The organism is Pseudoalteromonas sp. GutCa3 (assembly GCF_002836155.1).
In the GTDB taxonomy this organism is placed as follows: Bacteria; Pseudomonadota; Gammaproteobacteria; order Enterobacterales; family Alteromonadaceae; genus Pseudoalteromonas; species Pseudoalteromonas arctica.
This window is the reverse complement of sequence record NZ_PJBK01000068.1, coordinates 81,211-103,742: the sequence shown is the minus strand read 5'-3', so window position 1 is coordinate 103,742 and position 22,532 is coordinate 81,211. Positions and strand designations below refer to the sequence as shown.

Here is a 22,532-nt window from a genome sequence, read left to right as displayed (position 1 = left end):
TATTTGGTGTATTATACTTCGTGTTCTAATAATTAGTCATCTAACGAAGTTTATTGAAGATAAAACAGGCTTGTTAATCTTAACGTCATTTTTAATCTTTATAATCATGTGTTAGTGATGTTTCTAGTATTTGAGCATTACAAAATATCATTTGCCGAATTCTTGGTATGGTTTTGCCAAACAAGTTTATTTAATTATTTAAGTAAATAAAGGTTTGAGTTGAACTATTACTTTCAATATTTAGCCCCCCATCGTGGCGGTTAAATCTCGGTCCTTTGGTCTTCACCCTATCTGTTGGTGTATCAGACTTTAGAGGCTCTATGTATGTTGTTAATAAAAAAGCCACACACAGCTTTTTACAGCGATGCATAAACAACACTTTTAAATTTTTTGATTAGTGCTGCTCAATATTATTGGGTTGTTGCTACTTTTACTTGACCTCAAATCTAAGCTTCTTGTTTTAGATATGGTTTTTGCGTGTGTGTAAAAAAGTGTTGCCTAAATGAAAAGAAAAATTCGAAGCTATGTTTTAAACCTAGCTACTTAGTTTTAGCTCGTCTAATTAAGATGAGCGCAGATAAAATGGAAAGTTGAGCATTTATGCAAAAGTTAAATTGGCGACGTATCGTACTTAAAGTAGGTAGTGCATTAATTGCACCAGATCAAGATGGCTGCCGTTCGCGTTACATATTAACCATCGCACAGTTCATTGTTCGTTGTCGTGCCCGTGGAATCGAGGTGATTTTAGTATCATCGGGTTCTGTAGCGGCTGGAGCGCATTTATTCCCATCAGACAAACCTCGCTCTGTGGTGATGAAAAAAGCAATGGCAGCAGCAGGCCAAACAGAAATGATCGCCATGTGGGACCGCTTTTTTGACTTTCCATCTGCGCAACTATTATTAACGCACGGCGATTTACGTGACCGCGAGCGTTACCAAAGTATTCGCGAAACAGTGTTTACTTTACTTGAGCATGGTGTTTTTCCTATTATTAATGAAAATGATGCTGTAACTACCGACGACTTAAGAGTGGGTGATAACGACAACTTATCAGCAATGGTCGCAGCAGCAGCCGATGCCGATGCTTTATTAATATTCTCAGACGTTGATGGGTTATATGATAAAAACCCTAACTTACATGATGATGCGGTGTTACTGCCTGAAATAAAATCAATTGATGAATCTATTTATGCTATGGCAGGATGTGCTACAAGTGCTGTTGGTACTGGTGGCATGAAAACCAAAATAGAAGCGGCAGAAAAAGCAACGTCACATGGTATCGCGACTTATATTATAAACGGCTTTAAAGAAGAAACATTTACGAAACTGCTAGCTGGGGAAAATCCTGGTAGCGTATTTTTACCTTACGAAAAACCGATGCAAGATTCTGTACATTGGATGACACACACAGCAAATGAGCAAGGTGAAGTTGTTGTTGATGGATCATTTGATGAATCCCTTGAAGGTGAAAGTGGATGTATTCGCGGTGATGAAATCATGGAAGTCCATGGTGAATTTGCTGTTGGTGATACCATTTTAGTACGTAGTGAAGACGGTACGCGTTTAGCTAAAGCGACCGCAAATTATAGTAGCTGTTTGTTAAACTTTATTGCAGACAACGAACAGAGTGAATTCAGCGAAAAAATGCAGGATTCAATTGGACCAGTTATATCTGAAAAACATATCGCATTATTGGAGAAGTCATGAGTTTAATTACGGACATTTCACGCCAGACAGCTAAAGCTGCCCATACACTTGCTTTACTCGATACCGAGACTAAAAATCAAGTACTAGTTGAAATGGCAGCGGCATTAAGAGAGCAAAAAGCATTTATAATCAAAGAAAACGAAAGTGATCTAAGCGCAGCACGCGACAATAACTTAGCAGCTTCAATGATCGACCGCTTAACGCTAAACGATGAGCGTATTGAAGCAATGGCAGAAGGCATTGAAGTAATCGTAAGCCTGGACGATCCTGTTGGTCAGCTACGTGATATTACAGAGCGTCCAAATGGCATTAAAATTCGTAAAATGCGCGTACCTCTTGGCGTTGTATGTATGATTTACGAAGCACGCCCAAATGTAACAGCAGACGCTGGCGCATTATGTTTTAAATCAGGTAATGGCGTAATTTTACGTGGCGGTAAAGAAGCACTTAAAAGTTCGCAAGCTATCGCAAGTGTGATGCACAGCGTACTTGAAAAGCATAACTTACCAGTATCACTTATTTCAGTGATTCCAGATCCAGATCGTGCACTATTAATGGAATTAATGCAGCAACGTGAAAGCATTGACTTAATAATTCCACGTGGCGGTGAAGGCTTAATTAACTTTGTTACTGAAAACAGTACGATCCCAGTAATTCAGCATTACAAAGGCGTTTGTCATCTATATGTAGATAAAGATGCAGACCTAGAAATTGCGCTTAACTTACTACTTAACGGTAAAACGCAGCGTACGGGTGTTTGTAATGCACTTGAGGGCTTAGTAGTTCATCAAGATGTTGCAGATGAGTTTTTAAATCTGTGCGCAGTTGTATTACGCCAAGAAGGTGTAAAAATAAATGCTGACAGCTTTGCAGCTAAATACTTTGATAATGCAACTGTGTTAGCCGATAACGAATTTGGTGAAGAATACCTAGACCTAGAAATCGCTATTCGCGTTGTTCCAAACTTTACGGCAGCGGTTGAACACATTGCACAGTTTGGTTCAAACCACACTGAAGTAATTTGCACTAAAAACGCAGCCGCTGCAGAGTTATTCCAGCGTAGTGTCGATGCTTCTGTAGTGATGGTTAATACATCATCTCGCTTTTCTGATGGCTCACAGCTGGGTCTAGGCGCAGAGATTGGTATAGCAACTTCTAAGCTTCATGCATACGGCCCTATGGGACTTGAGTCACTGACTACTGAGAAGTACTTAGTGAATGGTGAAGGCCAAGTTCGCGAGTAACCGCTAAAGCTTAATTTCATTAAAAAGCCGAGTATGGAAATACTCGGCTTTTTTGTTTTTTCAGACTACTCTGTAATTAATTTAATTTTTCAAGCCAGTCGCTTGCAGGTTCAGGCCTGTGTAAATAATAGCCTTGAAGAATAACTTCTGGATATTCTTGCAATAAATCAAAGTGGGACTGGTTCTCTACACCTTCAGCAACTATCTCGAGTTCAAATAAACGGCCTAAGCTTACAATCATATCAATAATCAACTTATCGTTATTATCAGTCGGTGCTTCCAATACAAAAGAACGGTCAATTTTTAGTTCTTGTATGGGTAATTGTTTAAGATAAGTTAAACTCGAATATCCAGTACCAAAGTCATCAATTGATACCCTAATACCTAGCTTCTTGAGAAAGTGAACAGCCTCAATAGCCGCTTCCATGTGATTAAGCAATGTACCTTCAATTATCTCAATAGTGAGTTGCTGAGGATTAATGCTATGTTGCTTTATTTGTTGGCTAATAAAGCTTAAAAAACGCGCTTCATGAAAGTGCCTGCCACTTACATTAATTGATAGGTTTAACTCAGGGTGAGTTTTACTAAGTTGCGTTAATATTTCAAGTGCATTTGAAGTTACCCAGCAATCTAAGTCATAAATTATATCTGACTCTTCGGCTATAGATATAAACTCACCAGGGCTAATGAAGCCTTTTTGAGGATGCTCCCATCTTAATAAAACCTCAGCCCCTTTAAGGGTTTGGCTTCGGTCAAATTGGGATTGTAAATATAGGGATAACTCATTATTTGAGATTGCTTTACGTAAATCTTGTTCTATTTCAAAACGGCGTTTTGCTTGCTCGCCAAACGAAGTATCAAAAAAGGTAACTCTATTACCGCCTTTTTCTTTTGCTTTGTAACAAGCCGCCTCACAGTTACGGATTGTTTCTATAGCACTTTCCCACTGATCTTCCCGAGGAAAAATATACGTGCCAATACTTACTGTTAAGCTAACGTCTTGTTCATCAAAGACAAAGGGGTGGTTTACACTTATGATCAGTTCTTGGGCTTTATTTTCAGCCATAGCTTGGGCTCTGATCCTGCCAACGCCTTTTTCAACTGTACACAGTACTGCAAATTCATCACTGCCTAAGCGAGCAATAACATCTTTTTTATTCACCTTAGAATGAATTCGTTTAGTTAATTCTTTTAAAATGTTATCGCCAGCGAGTAGGCCTAATCCATCATTTATTGAGTGGAAGCTGTCTATGTCAATAATATAAATATAGGCATAACTATTTTCGGTACTACAAACCTGAAGTTGCTGCTCCAACTGCTTTAAAAAACCATTTCGGTTGGGCAAACCTGTAAGTTCATCATGCCATGTGAGGTAGTGAATTCTTTCTTGCGTTATCTTAACGCTAGAAATATCACTAAATACACCAATATAGTGCACGTTGGTATCTTGCTCGCCTTTTACCATACTAAGAGTTAATAACTCAGGATAAAGCTCGCCATTTTTTCGTCTGGTTACTAGCTCTCCACTCCAATATCCTGCTTGGTTTGCATGATGCCATACTTGATCAAAGCTAATACTAGGGTGGTTATTTTGTTTAATATCGTGCAACTGCATTTGCAGGGAGTCAGATTCAGAGTAACCTGTAATCCGGCAAAATGAAGGGTTTACGGCAATGATTTTTCCGTTACTGTCGGTAATAACAACACCATCGGCAGTTCCCGTTAGGGCTTGATAAAATAATTTTTGTTTTGATGAGAGCTCTTTTAATTCTTCTTCACGCTGACTTAATTCTTTCGCCAGTGACTCTATTTCAAGTAGCTTGTCGTGCAGGTCAAAGTTTTTTTCGATAAGCCTATCTAGCATGCCTTGAGCGGTAATATGAGTGCGAATGCGTGCTCTAACGAGCGCTAGCTTGTAAGGTTTGTGTATGTAGTCAATTGCGCCCATAGCAAAGCCTTTTTCTTCAGACTCTTCTTCGGTAAGCGCAGTTACAAATATGACGGGGATGCCTTTGGTATTTTGTTTCGCTTTGAGTATATTACATACTTCGTAGCCGTCCATGCCAGGCATCATTATGTCTAATAAAATCAAGTCAGGCCGAGTTGACTCAATAAAGATCAAAGCCTGCTCACCACTAGTAGAAATACGTACATCGTAGTCAGTTAAAAGTCCTTCTACTAATACGTGTAAATTACTAGGTTCGTCATCAACAATAAGAATTAAAGGTTTATGTTTTTTCTCTGTGGTTAATCCATTACTGTTTGCGAGGTAATTTGAATGCACTATCTGTCCTTCTCTGCGTTCTTTACAATATTAAATCTAGTTCAGGTTAGTGGTTATGCCTAATTTTTATTATCGTTTCTATACTTATCAATAAGCTCAATTACTAACGCGTAGTTAAAATGATCAATTGCTTCTTTGAGCTTAAATAGAGAGTGGCCTCTATCATATTGATTCATTTCTAGCTGTCTAATCAAACTGCTAGGTACGGGGCGAGCCGTTAATGCTAATGAGTATATATTATCAATAACCGAGTCTTCGTTTTCTAGTTCATGTTGCTGTATATGTTCTTTTTTAAAGCTATCAGCTATCAAAAATTGTTTTACAGCAAAAAGTGTAAGTATTAATTGCTCATTAAAATGAGATAAATTAATACTTTTCTTATCTATTAAGCTTTTCTCAACACTTTGCGCACTTTGTTGCAGTAGCTCAAAGCCTAATGTGCCGGCCAAGCCTTTGAGTGTATGTACTAGTCGAATTAAGCTTTCTAACTCTCCATTTTTGATTAATATATCAGCTTTAATCGAAAAGTCATTGTAATCGTTGACAAACTGAGTAAATAATTTAGCTAACAATTCGTCATTGTTTTCTAGGTTTTCTTTTGCTAAAGGCAGGTTTATAGTGCTCAGAGATTCGCTACTTTGCAGATGCTTTTCTATACTTTCGTAAAGCGCATCAAAAATAATCGGTTTTACTAAAAAGTCATCCATACCCGCTCTAAACGCTGCTTTTTTATCATTAGGATCTGCGGCTGCCGTAATGGCAATTATGGGAGTTTTGTAGCCTCGCTCTCTTAATATGCTTGTTGCTTCAAGCCCATCCATAACTGGCATTTGAACATCCATAAAAATAATATCGATGTCATTTATCTCTACTTTATCTAATGCATCATGTCCATTATCAGCAATGATCACGGTCATATCTAATTTTGCTAAAAGGGCGGAGGCTATTTCTTGGTTAATTCTATTATCATCAACAACTAATGCATTAAAACCCGAGAATTTAGGGTGAGGCTTTAATTGCTTTTCTTTAAAATTATTTGGTGAAAGCTTTCTTAAAATTTCAACTTCACTATTTTTATTACCAATAATTATAATGTCTATATTTTCATTTTTTGCAATTGGCTCAGGAGACTCTTCATCGGTAATTAATAAAATCAGTGTCAATTTTTCATTAACGTTTTTATTTTGAGCGTACAGTTGTTGTAAAATAAAGTTATCGTTAAGCTCTTTTTTTTCTATCGACATTATTACAATACTAAATGGGCTACTAGGCTGAGACATTTTTGCAATGGCCCTTAATGGTTCTTGTGTTGTTTCTGTCGTTATATTTATATCACTTAGTAAGTCCATTAATTTTTTAATTTGCTCATTATCGGGGCTAATTAATAAGGCGTGTTTTTTAAGCTTTTGTTGCTCAGATAAAGTAAAGGGTAGAGTAAAGAAAAACTCGCTACCTTGATTAATCGTGCTCCTTACTTGTATATCTCCGCCTAGCAATTTAGTTAATTGTTTGCTTATAGTGAGTCCTAAACCAGTCCCACCATACTTTCTTGTTGTGCTTGAATCACCTTGCGAGAAAGACTGAAATATAATTTTTGATTGCTCTTCAGTCATCCCAATACCCGTGTCTTTTATACTAAAGCGTAGGTTTATTGTTTTTTCGTGTTGAGATGTCGCTTCTATAATTAATGATATTTCACCATGCTCAGTAAACTTAATTGCGTTACCTACACAGTTATTTATTATTTGACTTAAGTGCATTGGGTCGCCAATAAGTTCAAGCCCTGCATCAACGTGTAAAGTAAAGTTTAATAACAAGCCTTTTTGCTTAGCATTTGTTGAGAATAAATTTTGAACGTTAGAAACTATAGTATGTAAGGTAAAAGGGATTTGCTCTAACTGAACTTTTTCCGATTCTAGTTTAGAAAAATCCAGAATATTATTTAAAATCTGCAATAAATTTTGAGCACTTGAAAAAGCTTTATCTGCGTAGTGTTTTTGCCTTGAGGGAAGCTCACTGCTTTGTAAGAGTTGCAACATACCTAATATGCCATTCATCGGGGTGCGAAGTTCATGACTCATATTGGCTACAAAATCTATTTTTGTTTTATTGGCTTTATCAGTTTGCTCCATAGCACTCGTCAGGTCGGCATTCATTGCTTCCATTTGGGAATTTAATACGCGGGTTTCGTTGAGTAGCTCTTTGGTTTGCTTATTTTTTAAATATAAAGCATTAGCTGCTTTTATTACCGACGCTATTTCAGTTTGATTTTGGCTGTTATTTGAAATAGTTACTGGCTTTTCGCTATTCATATCTTTAAGTAATAAAGTGAGCTGAGTAATTGGTTTTATAACCGATCTAAAAATAAAATAGCTTAAAAATAAAATGATTAACATAATTAAAACGGCAAATATATTTGCCTGTTCTGTATTTTTTGTTAAGTGACTACTTAGTAGCTCTTCTGTTTTGATTAGTTTATTTTTTTCTATGTTTTTAATTTCATTAGTTAAATACAGCAATTCGTTTTCTATGCCTGTAAGCACTACATTTACAGAAAAAGTGTAGCTACGGGTGAGTAATACAAGTTGGTTATAAGCTTGTTTTAAGCTTGTTGTTTTATTGGAGAGGGATTCATTTATTACAGAGGTGCTCGTTAGTTTTTTATGTAAGTGATTTAAGTTTTGTTTTACATTTTGTGCTTCATCAAAATTAGGTTTATAGAGATAGCTTATAATTGCGTGTTTTAAATTACTTATTGTGAGTAAAACATCGTTAAAAATAACTTTATTATCATTGTTTGAAGACCCTTCTAAATCACTAATTGTTACCTGTAGGTCATCAATAGGCTGTTTGAACTGAGTAGTGTAAAGGTGTTCGCGTTTTTGTCTGTTTACGACAACTTGGCCAAATGTATCTTGGTAATTATTTAGATACTCGCCAAGGCGTATTAGTGAGTTTTGATACTCAGGGGTCTGGTTTTGAGTGTTTGTTTTTAGCTGCTCGAGATTTAGATTTGCCTTATTTAAATAAAAATTAAATTTGGTAATTGTATTTTCATTTGCATTGTCAATAAATGAAACTGCATGCCCTTGCAGGGAAATAATATCGTTTTCTAAGTGATTCACAGCTTCACTTTGAATAAGCGCGTTATGCTGCGACTTTTGCAAGTTAAGTAAGGACGTTTGCGAATAGTTAAACAAATAGCTTTGTAAAAGAAGTAATCCAATCAGCGAACACAAAGCTAATATTATTTTTGATTTAATTGAATTTATTATCATTATCGGCTAATCAACTCATACCATTTTTGCAGGCTGTAGTCATAGGTTGGCATAACTGTATTCCATACTGCTACATTGCTAAAGCGTTTATGGTAACTACCGCCATTACGTTGTCCACCTGCTTTTACTGCTACGTCGCCATTTGTATTTAATAAATCTATACTTGTTACTTTTCCACCGTACCAGTAATCCCATTCGGCTGGCGATAAGAGTAGTTTAGAGCGTTGTGGGTTACTAATGTAATAACCTTGGCGAGCAATAAATGCACCAGGCCAGCCTGAAAGCCACCAATTCATATAATCGTACGCAGCATCTTTTGCGCTACTTTGTATTTGTGACGACAAACACATAACACCATGCCAGCCTCGGTAGCCTTCTTTTGGCGCGGCAAATCGTACATTAATATTTTGGCTGTTTAATGCAGACACGGCAGGCGAAAACATACTTTCTATATGGGCTCGTTTACTTTTCATAAATTCAATCGACTCAGGAACCGAGTTCCAATAGCCACTAAAGTGACCTTGGCGTTTAAAGTCGAGTAATATACTAAACAATCTATCAAGTTCTGGGCGAGTCATCGCACCTATATTGTTAAATTTTATAAGCCCTTTACTTTGCGCTGCTAGAGCTAGGTCAAAGAGTCCAATGGTAGGCGCATTTACGATAGCTACTTTACCTCTGTTCTCGTCATCAAGCAGCCAACTCCAGCTTTCTGTTTCGTATGCTATACCGGGCTTAATAAAATCGGTGTTGTAACCAAAAGAGTCAACATTATGCACATAAGGTAAAAAGCTAATATGATCGCTTTCTTGTGCGCTTAATGTGCCATCGGGTTGAACATTTAATAATTTATAGGGAGCATCACCTGCACCAATACTTGCAGTTTCGGTTAATTTTCCCGTTTTAGTAAGTGGATTTATCTCGTTAAAGTAGGTGAGTCGTTTTTTTTCTATTGGCTGTATAGAACCTGCATCCCAAAGCACATTAATGCTGTTTGACCATTGTTCGTATAAATCAAAGGAGCTAGGGTCCATTGATGCCTTTTGCAAAACGGCAGCGCTGCCTGCGGGAGTAAATTCTATATTAATACCCAAGTCACTCATCGCTTGTTTGCGGATAGCCTCTTGGAGTGTTACATGCGTACCAAGTACTCTTAATGTGACTTTTTTTCGGGCAAAAACATAAGGCGCATGTGTTATTGCACCAGCTGTTAAACCTATTGCAGCTAGCTTTTTTAGCGTTGAACGCTTAGGTATGTCCATGTTAAGCCTAAAGTACTAATGTGTGACATTATGTATAGCTAAGAACTTGTAAAGACACAAGTTGAATGGATAAATTTAAAATTATATAGAATGAAAAATTAGAATAGTAGGGTGTCAAAAAATAATAAAAACAATGGAAAAATAGAAGAGTAGAGCGAATTTGAAAAGGAGTAGGAAAGTGGTGGAGCTAAGCAGGATCGAACTGCTGACCTCCTGCGTGCAAGGCAGGCGCTCTCCCAGCTGAGCTATAGCCCCACATTCCTAAATTACATATAATGTAACTGCTTGACTGCTGAGTTCCAAGCGGGACGAACTTTAAGTTTTTTTATAAATTTGGTCAAGTATTTTTTCGTAAATTTTCACTGTTTACGTCAATTTTTGTTAGACTCGGCTTAATTCAAAACTAAAACGATAAAAAACAATGAAAAAATGTGTTCTAGCGCTTATGGTTTTACTCGCTGGTTGTGCCTCAAATGACGAGCCGCCTTTTGAAATAAATAATAAACAGTTTCACGAAAAGCAAGATGAGCAAGGTAATAAACTTTTTGCTTATGTTGTTTCGGTAAAAGCTAAGCATCGTGAAAACTTTAACCTTGACCGTGGTCCTAACAAGAGACCAAGCCGTGGTGAGGTTAAGCAGTATATTGAACAAGAGCATTTTGAAGAATCGAGCATTCTAAAGTTACAGCTAGAAGACCAAGCAGTTGAATTATTGAACCAAGAGCTAAAAGAGCGTAAATATTGCGATAACAAACATGAAGTTAATGATGTTTTATGGCGAGATCTGAGTGTACAGCTAAGAGGGCGTTGCTTGTAATATGTTGGCTGATAAAACGAAGTTAGCAGAGCTTTTAGCGGACCTAGATATTACTTACGATGCAATAGAACATCCGCCGCTACATACTAGCTTAGCGGCTGATGAGTTTATGATTGAGCGCCCAGGTACTCGTCTTAAAAACCTGTTTTTACGCGATAACGAAGGCAAGCGACACTTTTTAGTTATTACAGCGCACAATAAGCAACTCGATTTAAAGGCACTATCAAAGCAACAAGGGCTTTCGCGTTTAGGGTTTGCATCGAGTGAACGCTTAGCAACGTATTTAAAAGTGGCTCCTGGGTGTGTATCTATGTTGGCTCTTTTAAATGATAAGCAAAACGAAGTGAGCTTATGGGTCGATCAAGATATTTGGGGTGGTGATTTGTTTCATTGTCATCCGTTTGAAAACACCCAAACATGGTTGCTTAGTAAAGCTGATTTAGAAACATTTTTTAATCACACAAAGCATCAACCGCGCGTTGTATTTTTACCCTCAAAATAAGCCCACATAATTAACGATAAACCGCATAAGCAAACTGCGAGCAGCGCAAACATAAACGCTGTTTGCCCATGATGTTGGTATACCACACCGGGTAATAACGACCCCAATGCCCCACCACTGTAATAAAACGATACATATCCGCCATTGGTTACGCTTGGCGGGGCTTTACTTATTTTATTAACGAGCGGTGCGGCAGTTGAATGAATCACAAACATAGCACCACAAAACAAAGTAAATGCGATTAAAAATAAGCTAAGCTGGTGGCTCATTAATAAAATAATACTCACACTATAAAAACTAAATACCGCAGTTAATAAATGCCAAGGCGAAGGGACTTTTTTAAGTAACCAAGGTGCAGCAATAGAGGCGAGGGCACCAACTAAATAACCACTGTAAACTAAACCTATGTCACGAGTATTGGTAATTAAAAACGTGTTTTGTAATATAAACGGTAAGTAATTAAGTAATGCAGCAAAACAAAAAAACATACAAAAGACGGCACCGTACACTTTAAGGATAGCGCCTTCTTTAAGTTGTTTAATGTAATCCAAAGGGGAGAGCTGCGACGGTGTAGCTGGGTTTGTAAAGCGAGAATGCTTAATTGTCAAAGCTAAGCAAATAAGCATAAAAGCAATTACGTAATAAAAGCTCTGCCAATTCCATAAGTCGCTAAACAAAGCTGCGAGCACACGACCAAAGTAACCACCAACTATACTGCTACCAATATATAGGGTCATATTTTTTTGAAGTGTATCAGCGCTATAGCTCATACCTATATAGCTAGTCATTGCTGTTAAAGCTGCAGGGAGCGTTAAACCTTGTAAAAATCTGACTAATAATAAAAGCTCAAAGCTAGGTACATAGATAAAAAGTAAGCAGCTAAGGCCTAAAAGCACCATTGCAATACGTAATATAAGTAGTGGATTTATTTTTGCTAAATATAAACCATAAACGAGCGGGGCAATGGCTAAGGGCAGCATAGTTGCAGTCATTAAGCTGCCAGCTACCGCAGGTGCTACATTAAATTCGCTCGCAAAAAGGCTAAGTAGGGGTTGCGGTGCATAAAGCACAAAAAATATAAATACCGAGCAAACGAGTAGATGAGGTAAACGCATTATATGGCTTGTGCATTTGCTGATTGGTTGCGTGGTATTGTATTAAAAATTGCTTTTAATTCATAATTAAAACCATAGTCATTGCGCTATATCATGGTTTGTTTTAACTAGTTTGCTAGATTAATGTCGATAGCGCTGTTATTTGAACTCGTTGGTGATTAAAATAGCGATAATATTAGTTTTTAGTGGAACAAAGCCATGGGTTCATTACAAGACCAATTGCTTCAAGCAGGATTAACAACATCGCATAATGCTAAAGTTGCTAAATCAGAAAAGCGTAAGCAACAAAAAAAGCAAAAGAAAGGGGCTACTAGCAACCCAAGTGATCTGCAAAAGCATATTCAACAAACCAAGCTAGAACAGCAAAAAAAAGCTGAAGAGCTTAACCAAACACGACAAGTGAGCTTAAAGCAGCGCGAGCAAGAAGCGCGTGTTAAACAAATTTTAGAGCACCACAACCAAGACGCTATTCGTGGTGAGCGCACATTTAATTTTACTTATCAAAACAAAGTAAAAAATATCGATGTGAACGAGAAAACGCAAAAAGCGTTATCGGGCGGTCGTTTAGCTATTTGTGTACTAGAAGGGCAATTTTACGTATTAGACGACGAACCAGCACGCAAAGTGGCCGAAGTTGACGAAAAGTATATTGTTTTTCATGTAGAGCCAGAAAACAAACCAAAAGATGAAGATGACCCGTACGCAGACTTTGAAGTACCAGATGATATAGTGTGGTAATAGTCCATTAAGGGTAAGCTCATTTTTATTTGATAAAGTATATAAAAGTGAGACAGAAACGAGTTAGCGTTTTTTGGTTAAGTTGATCGTCTAGCGTCGTTTCGTACGTATGCTTTTTATTTGATTGTTTACTACAATCAATAGAACAGTTTTTCTAACCGTCAAAAAAGAAGAGTAAATACAATGAGCAAGATGAAAACACTACTATTAGGCGCGGGCATTACTTTAGCCGCAAGCTTCTCGTTTAATGCAGCTGCTGCCGATGGCGCTGCACTTTATACCGCTAAAAATTGTCAAACTTGTCATGGCGCTGAAGGTAAAGCACCAATTATGGGTATGTACCCTAAACTAAACGGTCAAAACAAAGACTATTTAGTAGCGCAAATGAAAGATATTAAGTCAGGTGCACGTAATAACGGTATGACCATGGCTATGAAAGCAATGGTTGCAACGGTAACTGATGAAGAGTTTGAAGCAATTGCAGATTACCTAGCTAACGTAAAATAATTTACGCAGCTATACCATTTTAATGCAATTGGTATTTTAGTTTTACAAACAGCCACACAATAGTGTGGCTGTTTTGTTTGGTGTTTGCTATAAAATAGAGACTGCTTTAGACTTCTAAACATCTGTTCGTACAGGTTAATAATGTACGTTTTTAAAAGGCTTATTATGTTTGATTTACCCCAACTCGATTTAAAAAATAAAGTATCAGCACAAGAGTGGCAACTTCGTGTTGATTTAGCCGCATGTTATAGACTGGTTGAGCACTTTCGTTGGGGGGATTTAATCTATACGCATTTATCAGCACGTTTGCCTGGCACTGACCACTACTTAGTGAATGCCTTTGGTTTAACCTTTGATGAAGTAACTGCCTCTAATTTAGTGAAGGTCGACTTAGACGGTAACATTATTGACGATACGCCATTTAGTATTAATCCAGCTGGTTTTACTATTCACAGTGCGATTCATGAGGTACGCGAAGACGCTCATTGTGTTATTCACCTTCATACTAAAGAAACAATCGCTGTAGCTACACAAAAAAATGGTTTATTACCGCTTAGCCAATATTCAATGTTTTCACTGCCATCGCTTTCTTATCATGGTTACGAAGGGCTTGCAGTAAACGACGACGAGCGAAAAGTGCTGCAAGATGATTTGGGCAGTACTAACCATATGTTATTGGTAAATCATGGTGGCTTAACAGTAGGACCAACGGTAGGCGATGCGTTTATGCGCTTTTATGATTTACAGCGAGCGTGTGAAATTCAATTGGCGCTACAATCAAGCTCGCAAGAGGTGATTGAAGTACCGCAACCTATAATCGACAATATTTATAATCAAGCAAACGTAGTACACAGTGGCAGCACTGGCGGGCAACTTGCGTGGCCTGCGATGTTACGTAAAGCGTATCGACTTGACCCTAGTTTTGCAAAATAACCCATAGCGGTTAATAAGGAATTTTAATGAAAGTAAATCGCGTTGAAGTATTTGATATTCACTGTCCTGATAGACCTTCTTGGACACCTGTGTTTGTACGTATTCATACTGACGAAGGTATTAGTGGTGTTGGCGAAGCGGGCCTTGCATACGATTTAGGTCACAGTGCTGCAGCGGCTATGATTAAAGAAATGGCCGACGCCTTTTTAATCGGCCACGACCCTTTTCAAACAGAAAAACTATGGTCACGTATGTTACGTGAGAGCTTTTGGGGTTTAGGCGGCGGACCTGTTGTATATGCTGCAATGAGCGCAATTGATACCGCACTTTGGGATATAAAAGGTAAAGCGCTTGGTTTACCTGTATATCAATTGTTAGGCGGTAAAGTTAACGACAAACTACGCACTTACGCTTCGCAATTACAGTTCGACTGGGATAGCGAATTTAAAGCGCTCGTACAGCCGCAAGAATATGCAGAAGCGGCTTTAAAGGCGATGGCCGAAGGTTACGATGCAGTAAAAGTAGATCCAATTCAGTACGATAAAGACGGCAATACTTATTACGACCGTACAAAAATAATCTCACGTACTGAAATGAAGCTATACCGTGCGCGTATGCAAGCTATTCGCGAAGCCGTAGGTGACGAAGTAGACATTATTTTTGAATGCCACAGCTTACCGGGCGTGACAACAGCCATTCAGTTGGGTGAAATTGCAGAAGAATTTGACTGTATGTACTTTGAAGAGCCAGTTAACTATTTAAACCATTCATTACATGCAAAAGTAGCAGATAAAGTTAATGTGCCTATTGCTGGTGGTGAACGTTTGTATAATCGCTGGGGTGTACGTCCGTATTTAGAAGATCAAAGTATTGATGTTCTACAGCCAGATATTGGTTTGTGTGGTGGTTTTACCGAAACCAAAAAAGTATGTGATTACGCTGATATTTTTGATGTGCGTATTCAAGCTCACGTATGTGGCGGGCCTGTTGCAACAGCAGCATCACTGCACTTAGAAACGGCTATCCCTAACTTTTTGATTCATGAGCACCATACTTATGCGATTAAAAAGTGGAACCGCGAGTTATGTTTACAAGACCCACAACCTAAAAATGGTTTCTTTGAAGTGTCAGAAGAGCCTGGGTTAGGTATTGAATTAAACGACGAGATTGTTATGCGTTCTCAACGCGTAGAAATAAAATAACTTTTTAACCTGAGTTTAGGGTTATATAAAAAGCCGGTAAGTGATTAGTCACTTACCGGCTTTTACTTTTTTGGGGGGAGGTAAAGCTTGTTATAACTCGTTGATTTTACATTCCACGTCTTTAAGTTCAATAGTTGCTTTGCTATCGAGATGGCGTATGTAGCACTGATTACCTTTAATCATCAATTCAAACTGATCGGGTGTATTGCGACTTTGCGTGTCGATAATATTATTACCATCTACATTGCTAAGGGTTACTGTGCTGCTGGTAGTAAATACATCATCAGCTAATTGAGTCTCTTGCATATGTACAAGTGTTTTAATTGCTTTGCTAACGGCTGTTTTATTTGGCTTTGCCAGTAGGGCATGTTGCAGCTTAGGTGTCGGGTCTGGGTTTTGAGATATGCAGCCATTGAGAAGAAGCGCTGAAAATACAACGATTAGTAAAAAGTACATTTTCATAAATTGGCCGTATTATTATAAAAAGAGAGTTTAATATAACTAGTTTTACTTAAACTTGGTAGTAGTGCTTAGCGTTTGCATAGCTAAGGTTATGCCATGTCTTATCGTTTGAGCATAACGCCTTATGGGAATGCCATAGAGTGTTGTAGCTTGTATTTATTTGGCATACAGGGAAGTTGCTTGCAAACATAATACGCTGCTGGCCAAAGTGATTAAAAAGAATATTAAAACACGCTGCTTGTTGCTCACTGGTAAGTTGTAGTAATTCAAAACCAGAGAATTTAATTGCTATGTTGTCGTGCTGAGCAAGTAACTCAACACCTTGTTGCCATGTACCTAAATTACTTGGTAGTCCTGCATGATTAATTATAATTTGAAGCTGCGGTAGCTGCTTAGCGTAGTAAGCTATTTGTTTGGTTATTTCGCTATTTTCAATATCAAATTGAGCTTCAAAATGCAGTTTATTTGTAGCCAATAAATTAAGGTTATTAATACAATGAGGGCTTTTTAGTCTCACTGCATCATCTTCTTCGGTTATATCTCTTATACCACAAAGGCTTGAATGAGCCTGTGCATTTAGCGCGTGATTAAATTGCTCTGCGGGCGCATCAATTTGGTTGTAACTAATAGCCTTAAATGAAAGGTTTTTTAAATGCGAGCTTAGCCAGTTTAACTCGTTTATAGGTGATTGATTATCAAACCCAGCCTCAATGTGCACAATACCCGCAAGTTCAAAATCAGTACTTTTAACAAGTTGCTCTGCACTTATTAGTTGTTTAATTTTTTCTAGGTTAGGCCATGCTGGTGGGTTTTCGCCTTGTAGCCAAGTATATTGCCCCTCGGCAAGATTAAAAAAATGCACATGAGGGTCAATAATTTGCATGCTCATTGGGCAGTGTAACCACCATCAATACTTTGTAGGCTGCCTGTTATAAAACTGGCATCATCACTTGCTAAAAAGCTCACAAGGGCAGCAACTTCATCGGCTTGACCTAATCGGTTAAGCGGTTGAAGACTTGCTTCCTCGGCAACTATTTCAGCTTTGTTTGCGCCACTTTTTGCGCAGTACGCATCTATCGCGTTATGAAATAGCGGGGTTTCTATTGTGCCAGGACATACCGCATTTGCTCTAATATTAAAACCCGCGTAATCAAGCGCTGTTGTTTTAGCCATTGAGGCAAGGGCATGTTTTGTTAGGTTATACGCAAAAGAGTTTTGCTTACCTATAATTGCCTGATCGGAAGCGACTAATATAATAGCGCCGCCATTTTGCGCTTTCATGCTTGGCAATACGCTTTGTATTGCGGCATAAGCGCCTTTAACATTAAGCGCAAAAAGTGCATCGAGAGTTTGCTCGTCGGTGCTTTCTATATTTGCGCTTAAGTGTTTTCCAGCATTAGAAACAAGTACATCAATACGTTTGCTTTGTTCACAGATAGCGTTGATACAGCTTTGTACCGCCGATACATCACTTACATCACACTGATGAAATATACCGATTTCGCTCAGTTCTATATCAAGGTTATGTACTTCATAGCCATTGTTTAGCAAACGCTTTACTACGGCTAAGCCAATACCTTTTGTACCACCTGTAACGACTGCAACTTTAGACATACTTACTTCCTTTATTGCTAACTAGTGAGAGTGACCACAGCCGCCTTCAGCGTGCACGTGTCCGTGAGAAACTTCTTCACTTGTTGCTTCACGTACCGATATAACTTCAACGTCAAACGTTAGTGTTTTGCCCGCAAATGGGTGGTTTAAATCACAATCTGCGTTAAAACGACCAACCTTAACAATAGTAACCTGATGACGACCTTGGTTAGAGCTAACCATTGCTGTCATACCTGGTTTCCATACTTTAACGTCGCCTTGTAGGTGCTTAAGCGGAATACGTTGAATTAAGTCATCAACACGCTCGCCGTATGATTCACTTGGCTCTAGAGTTACACTAAATTTTTCGCCAGCTTCTTTGCCTTCAAGTGCTTTTTCTAAACCAGGAAGCATGCCTTCACTGCCATGAATGTAAGTAAGTGGCGCTTCGTTTGTGCTACTTTCAATTTGCTCGCCCGCTTCGCTAAGGGTGTAATGAAATTCAACTGCTGAATTTTTGCTAATTTGCATGCTTGTCTCTTCAAATAATAACTATGTTAGGGCGCAATTTTACGCGAAATATACTTGTTTATAAACTTAACGTGGCTGATTTAGTGTTTTTTGTAAATTTAGCAGAAAATCTTTTTTTGTTGGGGCTGCTTTTTGCTTTTCAGCCTGTGGTATAAACAGCACTAATTGAGTACCAGGCTTTAAAATGCTAGATGCAGAGAGTTTGTTCCATTTTGCCAAGTCGCTATGAGGTACATCGTAAAGCTGACTTATACTCCAAAGGCTATCGCCCGACTTAACTTCGTAATCTATTTCAATGGTGGGAATCGCAATCTCTTGGTGTTCTAAATAAGGGCTAATTTTGTAATCAACAGTTAATGTGCTTGGCAGGGTTTTAGGTTGTCCAACTAATAACTTTTCTCCAACGCCTATTAAATTATTATTTTTGTTATTAAGTTGTTTTAAAGCTTTTACCGACATACTAAAACGTCTAGCAATACCGTAAAGCGTGTCGTTTTGTTTAACGATGTACTCTCCAGCAAAGTTTGATTTAAAAAACTGACTTTTTAATAAAGCCTCTTGTCCTATAGGAAGCAGTAAAGTATGCGGCCCGTTAGGTGAGCTTTGATTTTTTAAATATCCCTGATTAATCGCGTGTAACTGCTTTGAACCTATACCAGAGAGCTTAGCGATGACTGAAAAGTCGAACTGCTGGCCTATATTCATCTGTGTTGTAAATGGCTTATATGCAAGCTTTGGGCGTTTAATGCCCTTTTGTGGGTGCTTAACTAAATAGCTTAAAGCGAGTAACTTGGGTACGTAGTCGGCGGTTTCTTTTGGCAGACTGAGTGACCAGTAATCGGTGCTTTTACCGCGTTTTTTGTTTTTTTCGATTGCGCGTTTAACGCGGCCCTCACCACTGTTATAAGCAGCCAAAGCATGTAGCCAATTACCATCAAAGCGTTTATGTAAGTAGCTTAAGTAATCAAGTGCAGCATCGGTTGAAGCAAGTACGTCTTGGCGACCGTCGTACCATTGGTCTGACTTAACTCCAAAGTGATGCGCTGTTGCGCCAACTAACTGCCAAACACCAACAGCTTGCTGTGATGAGGCTATCGTTGGTCTAAAATCGCTTTCTACAAATGGTAGTAAAGCGAGCTCCATAGGTAGTTGCTTTTGCTCAATTTTTTTTACGATATGATACAGGTAAGGCGCTGCGCGTTTACTCACAGTTTGTAAGTAGTTAGGTTGCTTTGCGTACCAGCTGATACGCTTTTTTAACGCGCGATTTTGATAAACCGTAAAGTGTAGATTGTTGGCTATATGCACCCACAGATCGGTGGTTCTTGGTGGGCGCTTTTTTACGATTGTTTTTTTGAATTGAAGTGACGTAACGTGCTCACTAACTTGGGGCGATTGAGCTACTTCTTCTTCAATATCATAAGTATAGTCAGGCTCAAAATGAGTAAATATTTGTGGAGCTTCTTGTGGTTCTTGCTCCGTTGATTGACAACCAAATAACAAAATACCCAAACAACATAAAACCAAACTGCGCATAGTGATCACTTTTGTAAATTCCTTTTATTATTTTAACACAATCCGTTGTGTTGAGTTATTCTGCGCTTTTTGCGCGATTTAGGCCAGCTTGTAAAAAGAAGTTACTCGATTTTATATTAAGCGCTTCTTGTTTATAAGGCTCAATAACTGATTCAGGAAACGATAGCATTAACTGCTCAATACTTTGATCTTTATTGTTTTTAACGTGCTCTATTATGGCTGTTAAAAATGATAGAGGCTGTTTCAGCTGCTCTTTTGTTAATGTGCCGCCGTGCCCAGGTAAAATAATAGTGAGCTTTTCGTCGTTAATATATTGCTTAAGCAACGTTTGCCAACTTTTAAGTTCACCGTGTCCAGGGTAAGGAAGCCAGTCAACGATATCGCCACCAATCAGCACACTGCCATTATTAGTAGTAATAGTTAAATCGCCGTTAGTATGGGCTTGTTGCGGCTCAAGCGTTACCTCAAAATCACCAAGGTCGATAACTTTACGACTATCAATTACTATTTCGGGTTTGCTAAGCTGATACTCCTGCCAGCGAAAAAGTCGTTTTTTTGCAAGCTCTAACTTATTTCGCCATTTAGCTTGCTCTTCTTTGGGCACATTCGCTAATCGTTGGTAGCTCAGCTCAATGCTCTTTTCATACGTGTCTAGTTTGTCGGTATATGCTGTTTGATAAAGGTTAAAATTTTTATTTACCTGCTGATGAACAATGAGCTTAGCATCAGGGTAAAAATTTTGCATAACCGCCATACCTAGCAAGTGATCGTCATGGTAGTGGGTAGCCACTAAATAGCATAAAGGTGTTTTAAGGCGTTTCTTTAAATCTTCAGCAAGTTGTTCAACTGCGGCAAAATTGGCGCTCGTATCAACAAGTAGGGCACATTTTTCGCCTTCAATTAATACTTGGTTAGAGTCGTAAAAGCGAAGCTTGTCTTGTTGCTTTAAAAACTGAATATGAGGGTTTATTGTATTCCAAGTGACGGCAGCATAGGTGCTAGGTACTATTGATAATAAAGTGCATGCTAATAGTAAGTGCTTACATGAAGAGGCTATGTTTGAAAGTTTTAATTTCATTTATTATCTCTACGCTGATGTTTAATTACTTTAATAATAAACAAAAAGCGCAGTATGCGCTTTTTATTTTTGGTGTTTGGGGTCATTTGCCAAATGCTGACTGAGTTTATCAATCATTTGGTCTTGATGCTGTTGCTCAACTGTAGCCTGTGTTTTTGCTTCTAGCAATTCGTGGCTTAAGTTTAATGCTGCCATTAGTAGGGCTTTTTGATCGTTTCTAACGGTTGAGCGTTGCTTCATTTGCTCAACTAAGTCATTTAGATTTTTAGCTGCTGCTATTAATGCATCTTCCTGCCCTTCAGGGCAAGCAAATTGCTGCTCTTTACCTAGCAACTCAACAGTGACCCGCTGGTTTTGCAGCTCAGACATTAGCTAGCCTGTTGTGCGCTTTGTAACTTATCAAGAAGACCAGATAAAGTAGTGCTGGCATCTTTTTGCTTTTCTTCATTTTCTAAAGCTTCAAGTTGTAGCAATTCGTTGTCATCGCTTAGTTTAGTGTTCTGTTCTTTTAAAGTAACAACATCTGTTTGTAATTGGTTATTACGTTCGATTAAAGAATCGATCAGTTGTTCGAGTTGTTGAAGAGTAGTGTTATTCATAAAGGCGCTCATATAACTGTAATTAATGTCATGCAAATGTAAAGCAAAGTGTGTTGATTTGCCAGCATTTACGGTGGTTTTAGCTGATTTTTCTTTTGCGTTAAGGGATAATTCAGCATATGGGCTTTTTCATTCAGAAATGGTTCACTTAAACACTCTCTTATCTTGGTGTAAGTTGCCAAAGCCTAGTGCTTATGGTTCACTTACGATATTAAATTGCGTATGGCGAAAATAAATAATGCTTAGTTACAGACACTCATTTCATGCGGGTAATCCTGCCGATGTACTTAAACACTTAGTACTGGCACAAGTGCTAAATTATCAAACAATTAAAGATAAACCGCTTGATTATATAGACACACATTCAGGTGCTGGCTTTTTTGAACTTGCAGCTGCCGATGCGCAAAAAACGCAAGAGTATCAAGATGGTATTGAAAAACTTTGGCATCATAAAAGTGAGCATGCTGAGCTTAATGAATACATTGAATTAATTAAGTCATTTAACGACACTGACGAACTTGCGTTTTATCCAGGTTCACCAAAAATTGCAGAGCACTACTTACGCCGCCAAGATAAGGGTTGGTTTTTTGAACTGCACCCGCGCGATTTATTATTACTTGAAGAAAACATGCAAGGTAAGCGATCTATTCGTGTACGTGGAGAGGATGGTTTTGCAGGTTTAGTTGGTTTATTACCACCAGCATCTCGCAGAGCGTGTGTGTTAATTGACCCTCCATACGAAATTAAAGATGACTACGAAACGGTTGTAAAAACCTTAGTTAAAGCTTATCAGCGTTTTGCTACAGGTACTTACATGATTTGGTATCCGGTTGTAGATAGAGAGCGCATTGATAATATGGAGCAGGGCTTAATTGATTCAGGAATGCGCAACATTCAGTTATTTGAATTAGGCACTGAAGCGGATACTGACGTACACGGTATGACAGCATCGGGCATGATTGTAATTAATCCTCCATGGAAGCTAAAGCAAACAATGGATGCAATAATGCCTGAACTTGTTAGTTTGTTAAGTGAGCCAAGTGGTTTTTACAGAAGTGAACAACTCGTTGATGAGTAACTTTAAATAGCGCTTATAACGAATAATAAAATGCCCAGCTTTGCTGGGCATTTTATTTAAAATCAA

21 protein-coding genes and 1 tRNA gene are annotated in these 22,532 nt (G+C 38.3%); 9 read left to right on the top strand and 13 right to left on the bottom strand.

Features of this window, described 5'->3' with window-relative positions; genetic code table 11:
- Nucleotides 1–600: 600 nt before the first annotated feature.
- Complete coding sequence (gene proB, locus CXF64_RS11855) at nucleotides 601–1,707, top strand: glutamate 5-kinase (protein WP_010554355.1); 1,107 nt, start codon at nucleotides 601–603, stop codon at nucleotides 1,705–1,707.
- Entirely contained in the window at nucleotides 1,704–2,951 is a 1,248-nt protein-coding gene (locus CXF64_RS11850; RefSeq protein WP_007586417.1) for a glutamate-5-semialdehyde dehydrogenase, read from the top strand. Before proB ends, CXF64_RS11850 begins: the two co-directional genes overlap by 4 nt.
- Before the next feature lie 76 nt (nucleotides 2,952–3,027).
- On the opposite strand, the gene CXF64_RS11845 is transcribed toward CXF64_RS11850, so the two are convergent.
- The 4 genes from CXF64_RS11845 to CXF64_RS11830 form a co-directional block, all read right to left on the bottom strand.
- Nucleotides 3,028–5,235 carry a two-component system response regulator gene (locus tag CXF64_RS11845; RefSeq protein WP_101217108.1) on the bottom strand — a complete coding sequence of 736 codons (2,208 nt, stop codon included), beginning with the start codon at nucleotides 5,233–5,235 and terminating at the stop codon, nucleotides 3,028–3,030.
- Between the two features lie 59 nt (nucleotides 5,236–5,294).
- Nucleotides 5,295–8,513 carry an ATP-binding protein gene (locus tag CXF64_RS11840; protein WP_101217107.1) on the bottom strand — a complete coding sequence of 1,073 codons (3,219 nt, stop codon included), beginning with the start codon at nucleotides 8,511–8,513 and terminating at the stop codon, nucleotides 5,295–5,297.
- Nucleotides 8,513–9,775 carry an ABC transporter substrate-binding protein gene (locus CXF64_RS11835; protein ID WP_101217106.1) on the bottom strand — a complete coding sequence of 421 codons (1,263 nt, stop codon included), beginning with the start codon at nucleotides 9,773–9,775 and terminating at the stop codon, nucleotides 8,513–8,515. Before CXF64_RS11835 ends, CXF64_RS11840 begins: the two co-directional genes overlap by 1 nt.
- A 179-nt stretch (nucleotides 9,776–9,954) precedes the next feature.
- Nucleotides 9,955–10,030 (bottom strand) — tRNA-Ala (locus CXF64_RS11830).
- A gap of 166 nt (nucleotides 10,031–10,196) precedes the next feature.
- Here CXF64_RS11830 and CXF64_RS11825 point away from each other — a divergent pair.
- On the top strand, nucleotides 10,197–10,592 hold the full coding sequence (locus tag CXF64_RS11825) for a hypothetical protein (RefSeq protein ID WP_033027130.1): 396 nt from the start codon (nucleotides 10,197–10,199) through the stop codon (nucleotides 10,590–10,592).
- Nucleotide 10,593: 1 nt separating this feature from the next.
- Nucleotides 10,594–11,094: a prolyl-tRNA synthetase associated domain-containing protein gene (locus CXF64_RS11820; protein ID WP_101217105.1), complete on the top strand. Its 501-nt coding sequence runs from the start codon at nucleotides 10,594–10,596 to the stop codon at nucleotides 11,092–11,094.
- On the opposite strand, the gene CXF64_RS11815 is transcribed toward CXF64_RS11820, so the two are convergent.
- A complete protein-coding gene (locus tag CXF64_RS11815; RefSeq protein ID WP_101217104.1) occupies nucleotides 11,061–12,209 on the bottom strand; it encodes an MFS transporter in 1,149 nt (382 codons plus the stop codon). The genes CXF64_RS11820 and CXF64_RS11815 overlap by 34 nt on opposite strands.
- A 198-nt stretch (nucleotides 12,210–12,407) precedes the next feature.
- Between CXF64_RS11815 and CXF64_RS11810 the strand changes: the two genes are divergently transcribed.
- From CXF64_RS11810 to CXF64_RS11795, 4 genes are all read left to right on the top strand, one after another.
- Nucleotides 12,408–12,947 carry a DUF2058 domain-containing protein gene (locus tag CXF64_RS11810; RefSeq protein ID WP_002957867.1) on the top strand — a complete coding sequence of 180 codons (540 nt, stop codon included), beginning with the start codon at nucleotides 12,408–12,410 and terminating at the stop codon, nucleotides 12,945–12,947.
- 183 nt (nucleotides 12,948–13,130) lie between these two features.
- Complete coding sequence (locus tag CXF64_RS11805) at nucleotides 13,131–13,454, top strand: c-type cytochrome (RefSeq protein WP_002957866.1); 324 nt, start codon at nucleotides 13,131–13,133, stop codon at nucleotides 13,452–13,454.
- A gap of 165 nt (nucleotides 13,455–13,619) precedes the next feature.
- Entirely contained in the window at nucleotides 13,620–14,387 is a 768-nt protein-coding gene (locus CXF64_RS11800; RefSeq protein WP_010554363.1) for a class II aldolase/adducin family protein, read from the top strand.
- A gap of 26 nt (nucleotides 14,388–14,413) precedes the next feature.
- Nucleotides 14,414–15,589, top strand: coding sequence for a mandelate racemase/muconate lactonizing enzyme family protein (locus CXF64_RS11795; RefSeq protein ID WP_007375956.1), 1,176 nt, complete (start codon nucleotides 14,414–14,416; stop codon nucleotides 15,587–15,589).
- Between the two features lie 90 nt (nucleotides 15,590–15,679).
- Here the strand turns inward: CXF64_RS11795 and CXF64_RS11790 are convergent, their stop codons facing one another.
- From CXF64_RS11790 to CXF64_RS11755, 8 genes are all read right to left on the bottom strand, one after another.
- On the bottom strand, nucleotides 15,680–16,051 hold the full coding sequence (locus CXF64_RS11790) for a hypothetical protein (protein ID WP_101217103.1): 372 nt from the start codon (nucleotides 16,049–16,051) through the stop codon (nucleotides 15,680–15,682).
- Nucleotides 16,052–16,100: 49 nt separating this feature from the next.
- The gene (locus CXF64_RS11785) at nucleotides 16,101–16,940 is read right to left on the bottom strand and encodes an amidohydrolase family protein (protein ID WP_101217102.1); all 840 of its coding nucleotides are present in this window, start codon (nucleotides 16,938–16,940) and stop codon (nucleotides 16,101–16,103) included.
- Nucleotides 16,937–17,665 carry an SDR family NAD(P)-dependent oxidoreductase gene (locus CXF64_RS11780; protein ID WP_010554366.1) on the bottom strand — a complete coding sequence of 243 codons (729 nt, stop codon included), beginning with the start codon at nucleotides 17,663–17,665 and terminating at the stop codon, nucleotides 16,937–16,939. Before CXF64_RS11780 ends, CXF64_RS11785 begins: the two co-directional genes overlap by 4 nt.
- A 21-nt stretch (nucleotides 17,666–17,686) precedes the next feature.
- Entirely contained in the window at nucleotides 17,687–18,175 is a 489-nt protein-coding gene (locus tag CXF64_RS11775) for an FKBP-type peptidyl-prolyl cis-trans isomerase (RefSeq protein ID WP_007586440.1), read from the bottom strand.
- A 66-nt stretch (nucleotides 18,176–18,241) separates the two neighbouring features.
- On the bottom strand, nucleotides 18,242–19,711 hold the full coding sequence (locus CXF64_RS11770; RefSeq protein ID WP_024592486.1) for a LysM peptidoglycan-binding domain-containing protein: 1,470 nt from the start codon (nucleotides 19,709–19,711) through the stop codon (nucleotides 18,242–18,244).
- Between the two features lie 55 nt (nucleotides 19,712–19,766).
- Nucleotides 19,767–20,789: an MBL fold metallo-hydrolase gene (locus tag CXF64_RS11765; protein ID WP_024592487.1), complete on the bottom strand. Its 1,023-nt coding sequence runs from the start codon at nucleotides 20,787–20,789 to the stop codon at nucleotides 19,767–19,769.
- A gap of 63 nt (nucleotides 20,790–20,852) precedes the next feature.
- Nucleotides 20,853–21,158 (bottom strand): cell division protein ZapA, encoded by a 306-nt coding sequence (locus CXF64_RS11760; RefSeq protein WP_007586447.1) that lies wholly within the window; start codon nucleotides 21,156–21,158, stop codon nucleotides 20,853–20,855.
- Entirely contained in the window at nucleotides 21,158–21,388 is a 231-nt protein-coding gene (locus tag CXF64_RS11755) for a hypothetical protein (RefSeq protein WP_007586448.1), read from the bottom strand. Before CXF64_RS11755 ends, CXF64_RS11760 begins: the two co-directional genes overlap by 1 nt.
- 238 nt (nucleotides 21,389–21,626) lie before the next feature.
- Between CXF64_RS11755 and CXF64_RS11750 the strand changes: the two genes are divergently transcribed.
- Nucleotides 21,627–22,466 (top strand): 23S rRNA (adenine(2030)-N(6))-methyltransferase RlmJ, encoded by an 840-nt coding sequence (locus tag CXF64_RS11750; RefSeq protein ID WP_101217101.1) that lies wholly within the window; start codon nucleotides 21,627–21,629, stop codon nucleotides 22,464–22,466.
- Nucleotides 22,467–22,532 lie beyond the last annotated feature (66 nt).

Coding starts and splice junctions, on each gene's coding strand:
- CXF64_RS11815 (WP_101217104.1), bottom strand. CDS start 12,209: ATGCGTTTACCTCATCTACTCGTTTGCTCGGTATTTATATTTTTTGTG.
- CXF64_RS11825 (WP_033027130.1), top strand. CDS start 10,197: ATGAAAAAATGTGTTCTAGCGCTTATGGTTTTACTCGCTGGTTGTGCC.
- CXF64_RS11850 (WP_007586417.1), top strand. CDS start 1,704: ATGAGTTTAATTACGGACATTTCACGCCAGACAGCTAAAGCTGCCCAT.
- CXF64_RS11840 (WP_101217107.1), bottom strand. CDS start 8,513: ATGATAATAAATTCAATTAAATCAAAAATAATATTAGCTTTGTGTTCG.
- CXF64_RS11820 (WP_101217105.1), top strand. CDS start 10,594: ATGTTGGCTGATAAAACGAAGTTAGCAGAGCTTTTAGCGGACCTAGAT.
- CXF64_RS11755 (WP_007586448.1), bottom strand. CDS start 21,388: ATGAATAACACTACTCTTCAACAACTCGAACAACTGATCGATTCTTTA.
- CXF64_RS11775 (WP_007586440.1), bottom strand. CDS start 18,175: ATGCAAATTAGCAAAAATTCAGCAGTTGAATTTCATTACACCCTTAGC.
- CXF64_RS11800 (WP_010554363.1), top strand. CDS start 13,620: ATGTTTGATTTACCCCAACTCGATTTAAAAAATAAAGTATCAGCACAA.
- proB (WP_010554355.1), top strand. CDS start 601: ATGCAAAAGTTAAATTGGCGACGTATCGTACTTAAAGTAGGTAGTGCA.
- CXF64_RS11750 (WP_101217101.1), top strand. CDS start 21,627: ATGCTTAGTTACAGACACTCATTTCATGCGGGTAATCCTGCCGATGTA.
- CXF64_RS11760 (WP_007586447.1), bottom strand. CDS start 21,158: ATGTCTGAGCTGCAAAACCAGCGGGTCACTGTTGAGTTGCTAGGTAAA.
- CXF64_RS11795 (WP_007375956.1), top strand. CDS start 14,414: ATGAAAGTAAATCGCGTTGAAGTATTTGATATTCACTGTCCTGATAGA.
- CXF64_RS11770 (WP_024592486.1), bottom strand. CDS start 19,711: ATGCGCAGTTTGGTTTTATGTTGTTTGGGTATTTTGTTATTTGGTTGT.
- CXF64_RS11805 (WP_002957866.1), top strand. CDS start 13,131: ATGAGCAAGATGAAAACACTACTATTAGGCGCGGGCATTACTTTAGCC.
- CXF64_RS11790 (WP_101217103.1), bottom strand. CDS start 16,051: ATGAAAATGTACTTTTTACTAATCGTTGTATTTTCAGCGCTTCTTCTC.
- CXF64_RS11785 (WP_101217102.1), bottom strand. CDS start 16,940: ATGAGCATGCAAATTATTGACCCTCATGTGCATTTTTTTAATCTTGCC.
- CXF64_RS11835 (WP_101217106.1), bottom strand. CDS start 9,775: ATGGACATACCTAAGCGTTCAACGCTAAAAAAGCTAGCTGCAATAGGT.
- CXF64_RS11810 (WP_002957867.1), top strand. CDS start 12,408: ATGGGTTCATTACAAGACCAATTGCTTCAAGCAGGATTAACAACATCG.
- CXF64_RS11765 (WP_024592487.1), bottom strand. CDS start 20,789: ATGAAATTAAAACTTTCAAACATAGCCTCTTCATGTAAGCACTTACTA.
- CXF64_RS11780 (WP_010554366.1), bottom strand. CDS start 17,665: ATGTCTAAAGTTGCAGTCGTTACAGGTGGTACAAAAGGTATTGGCTTA.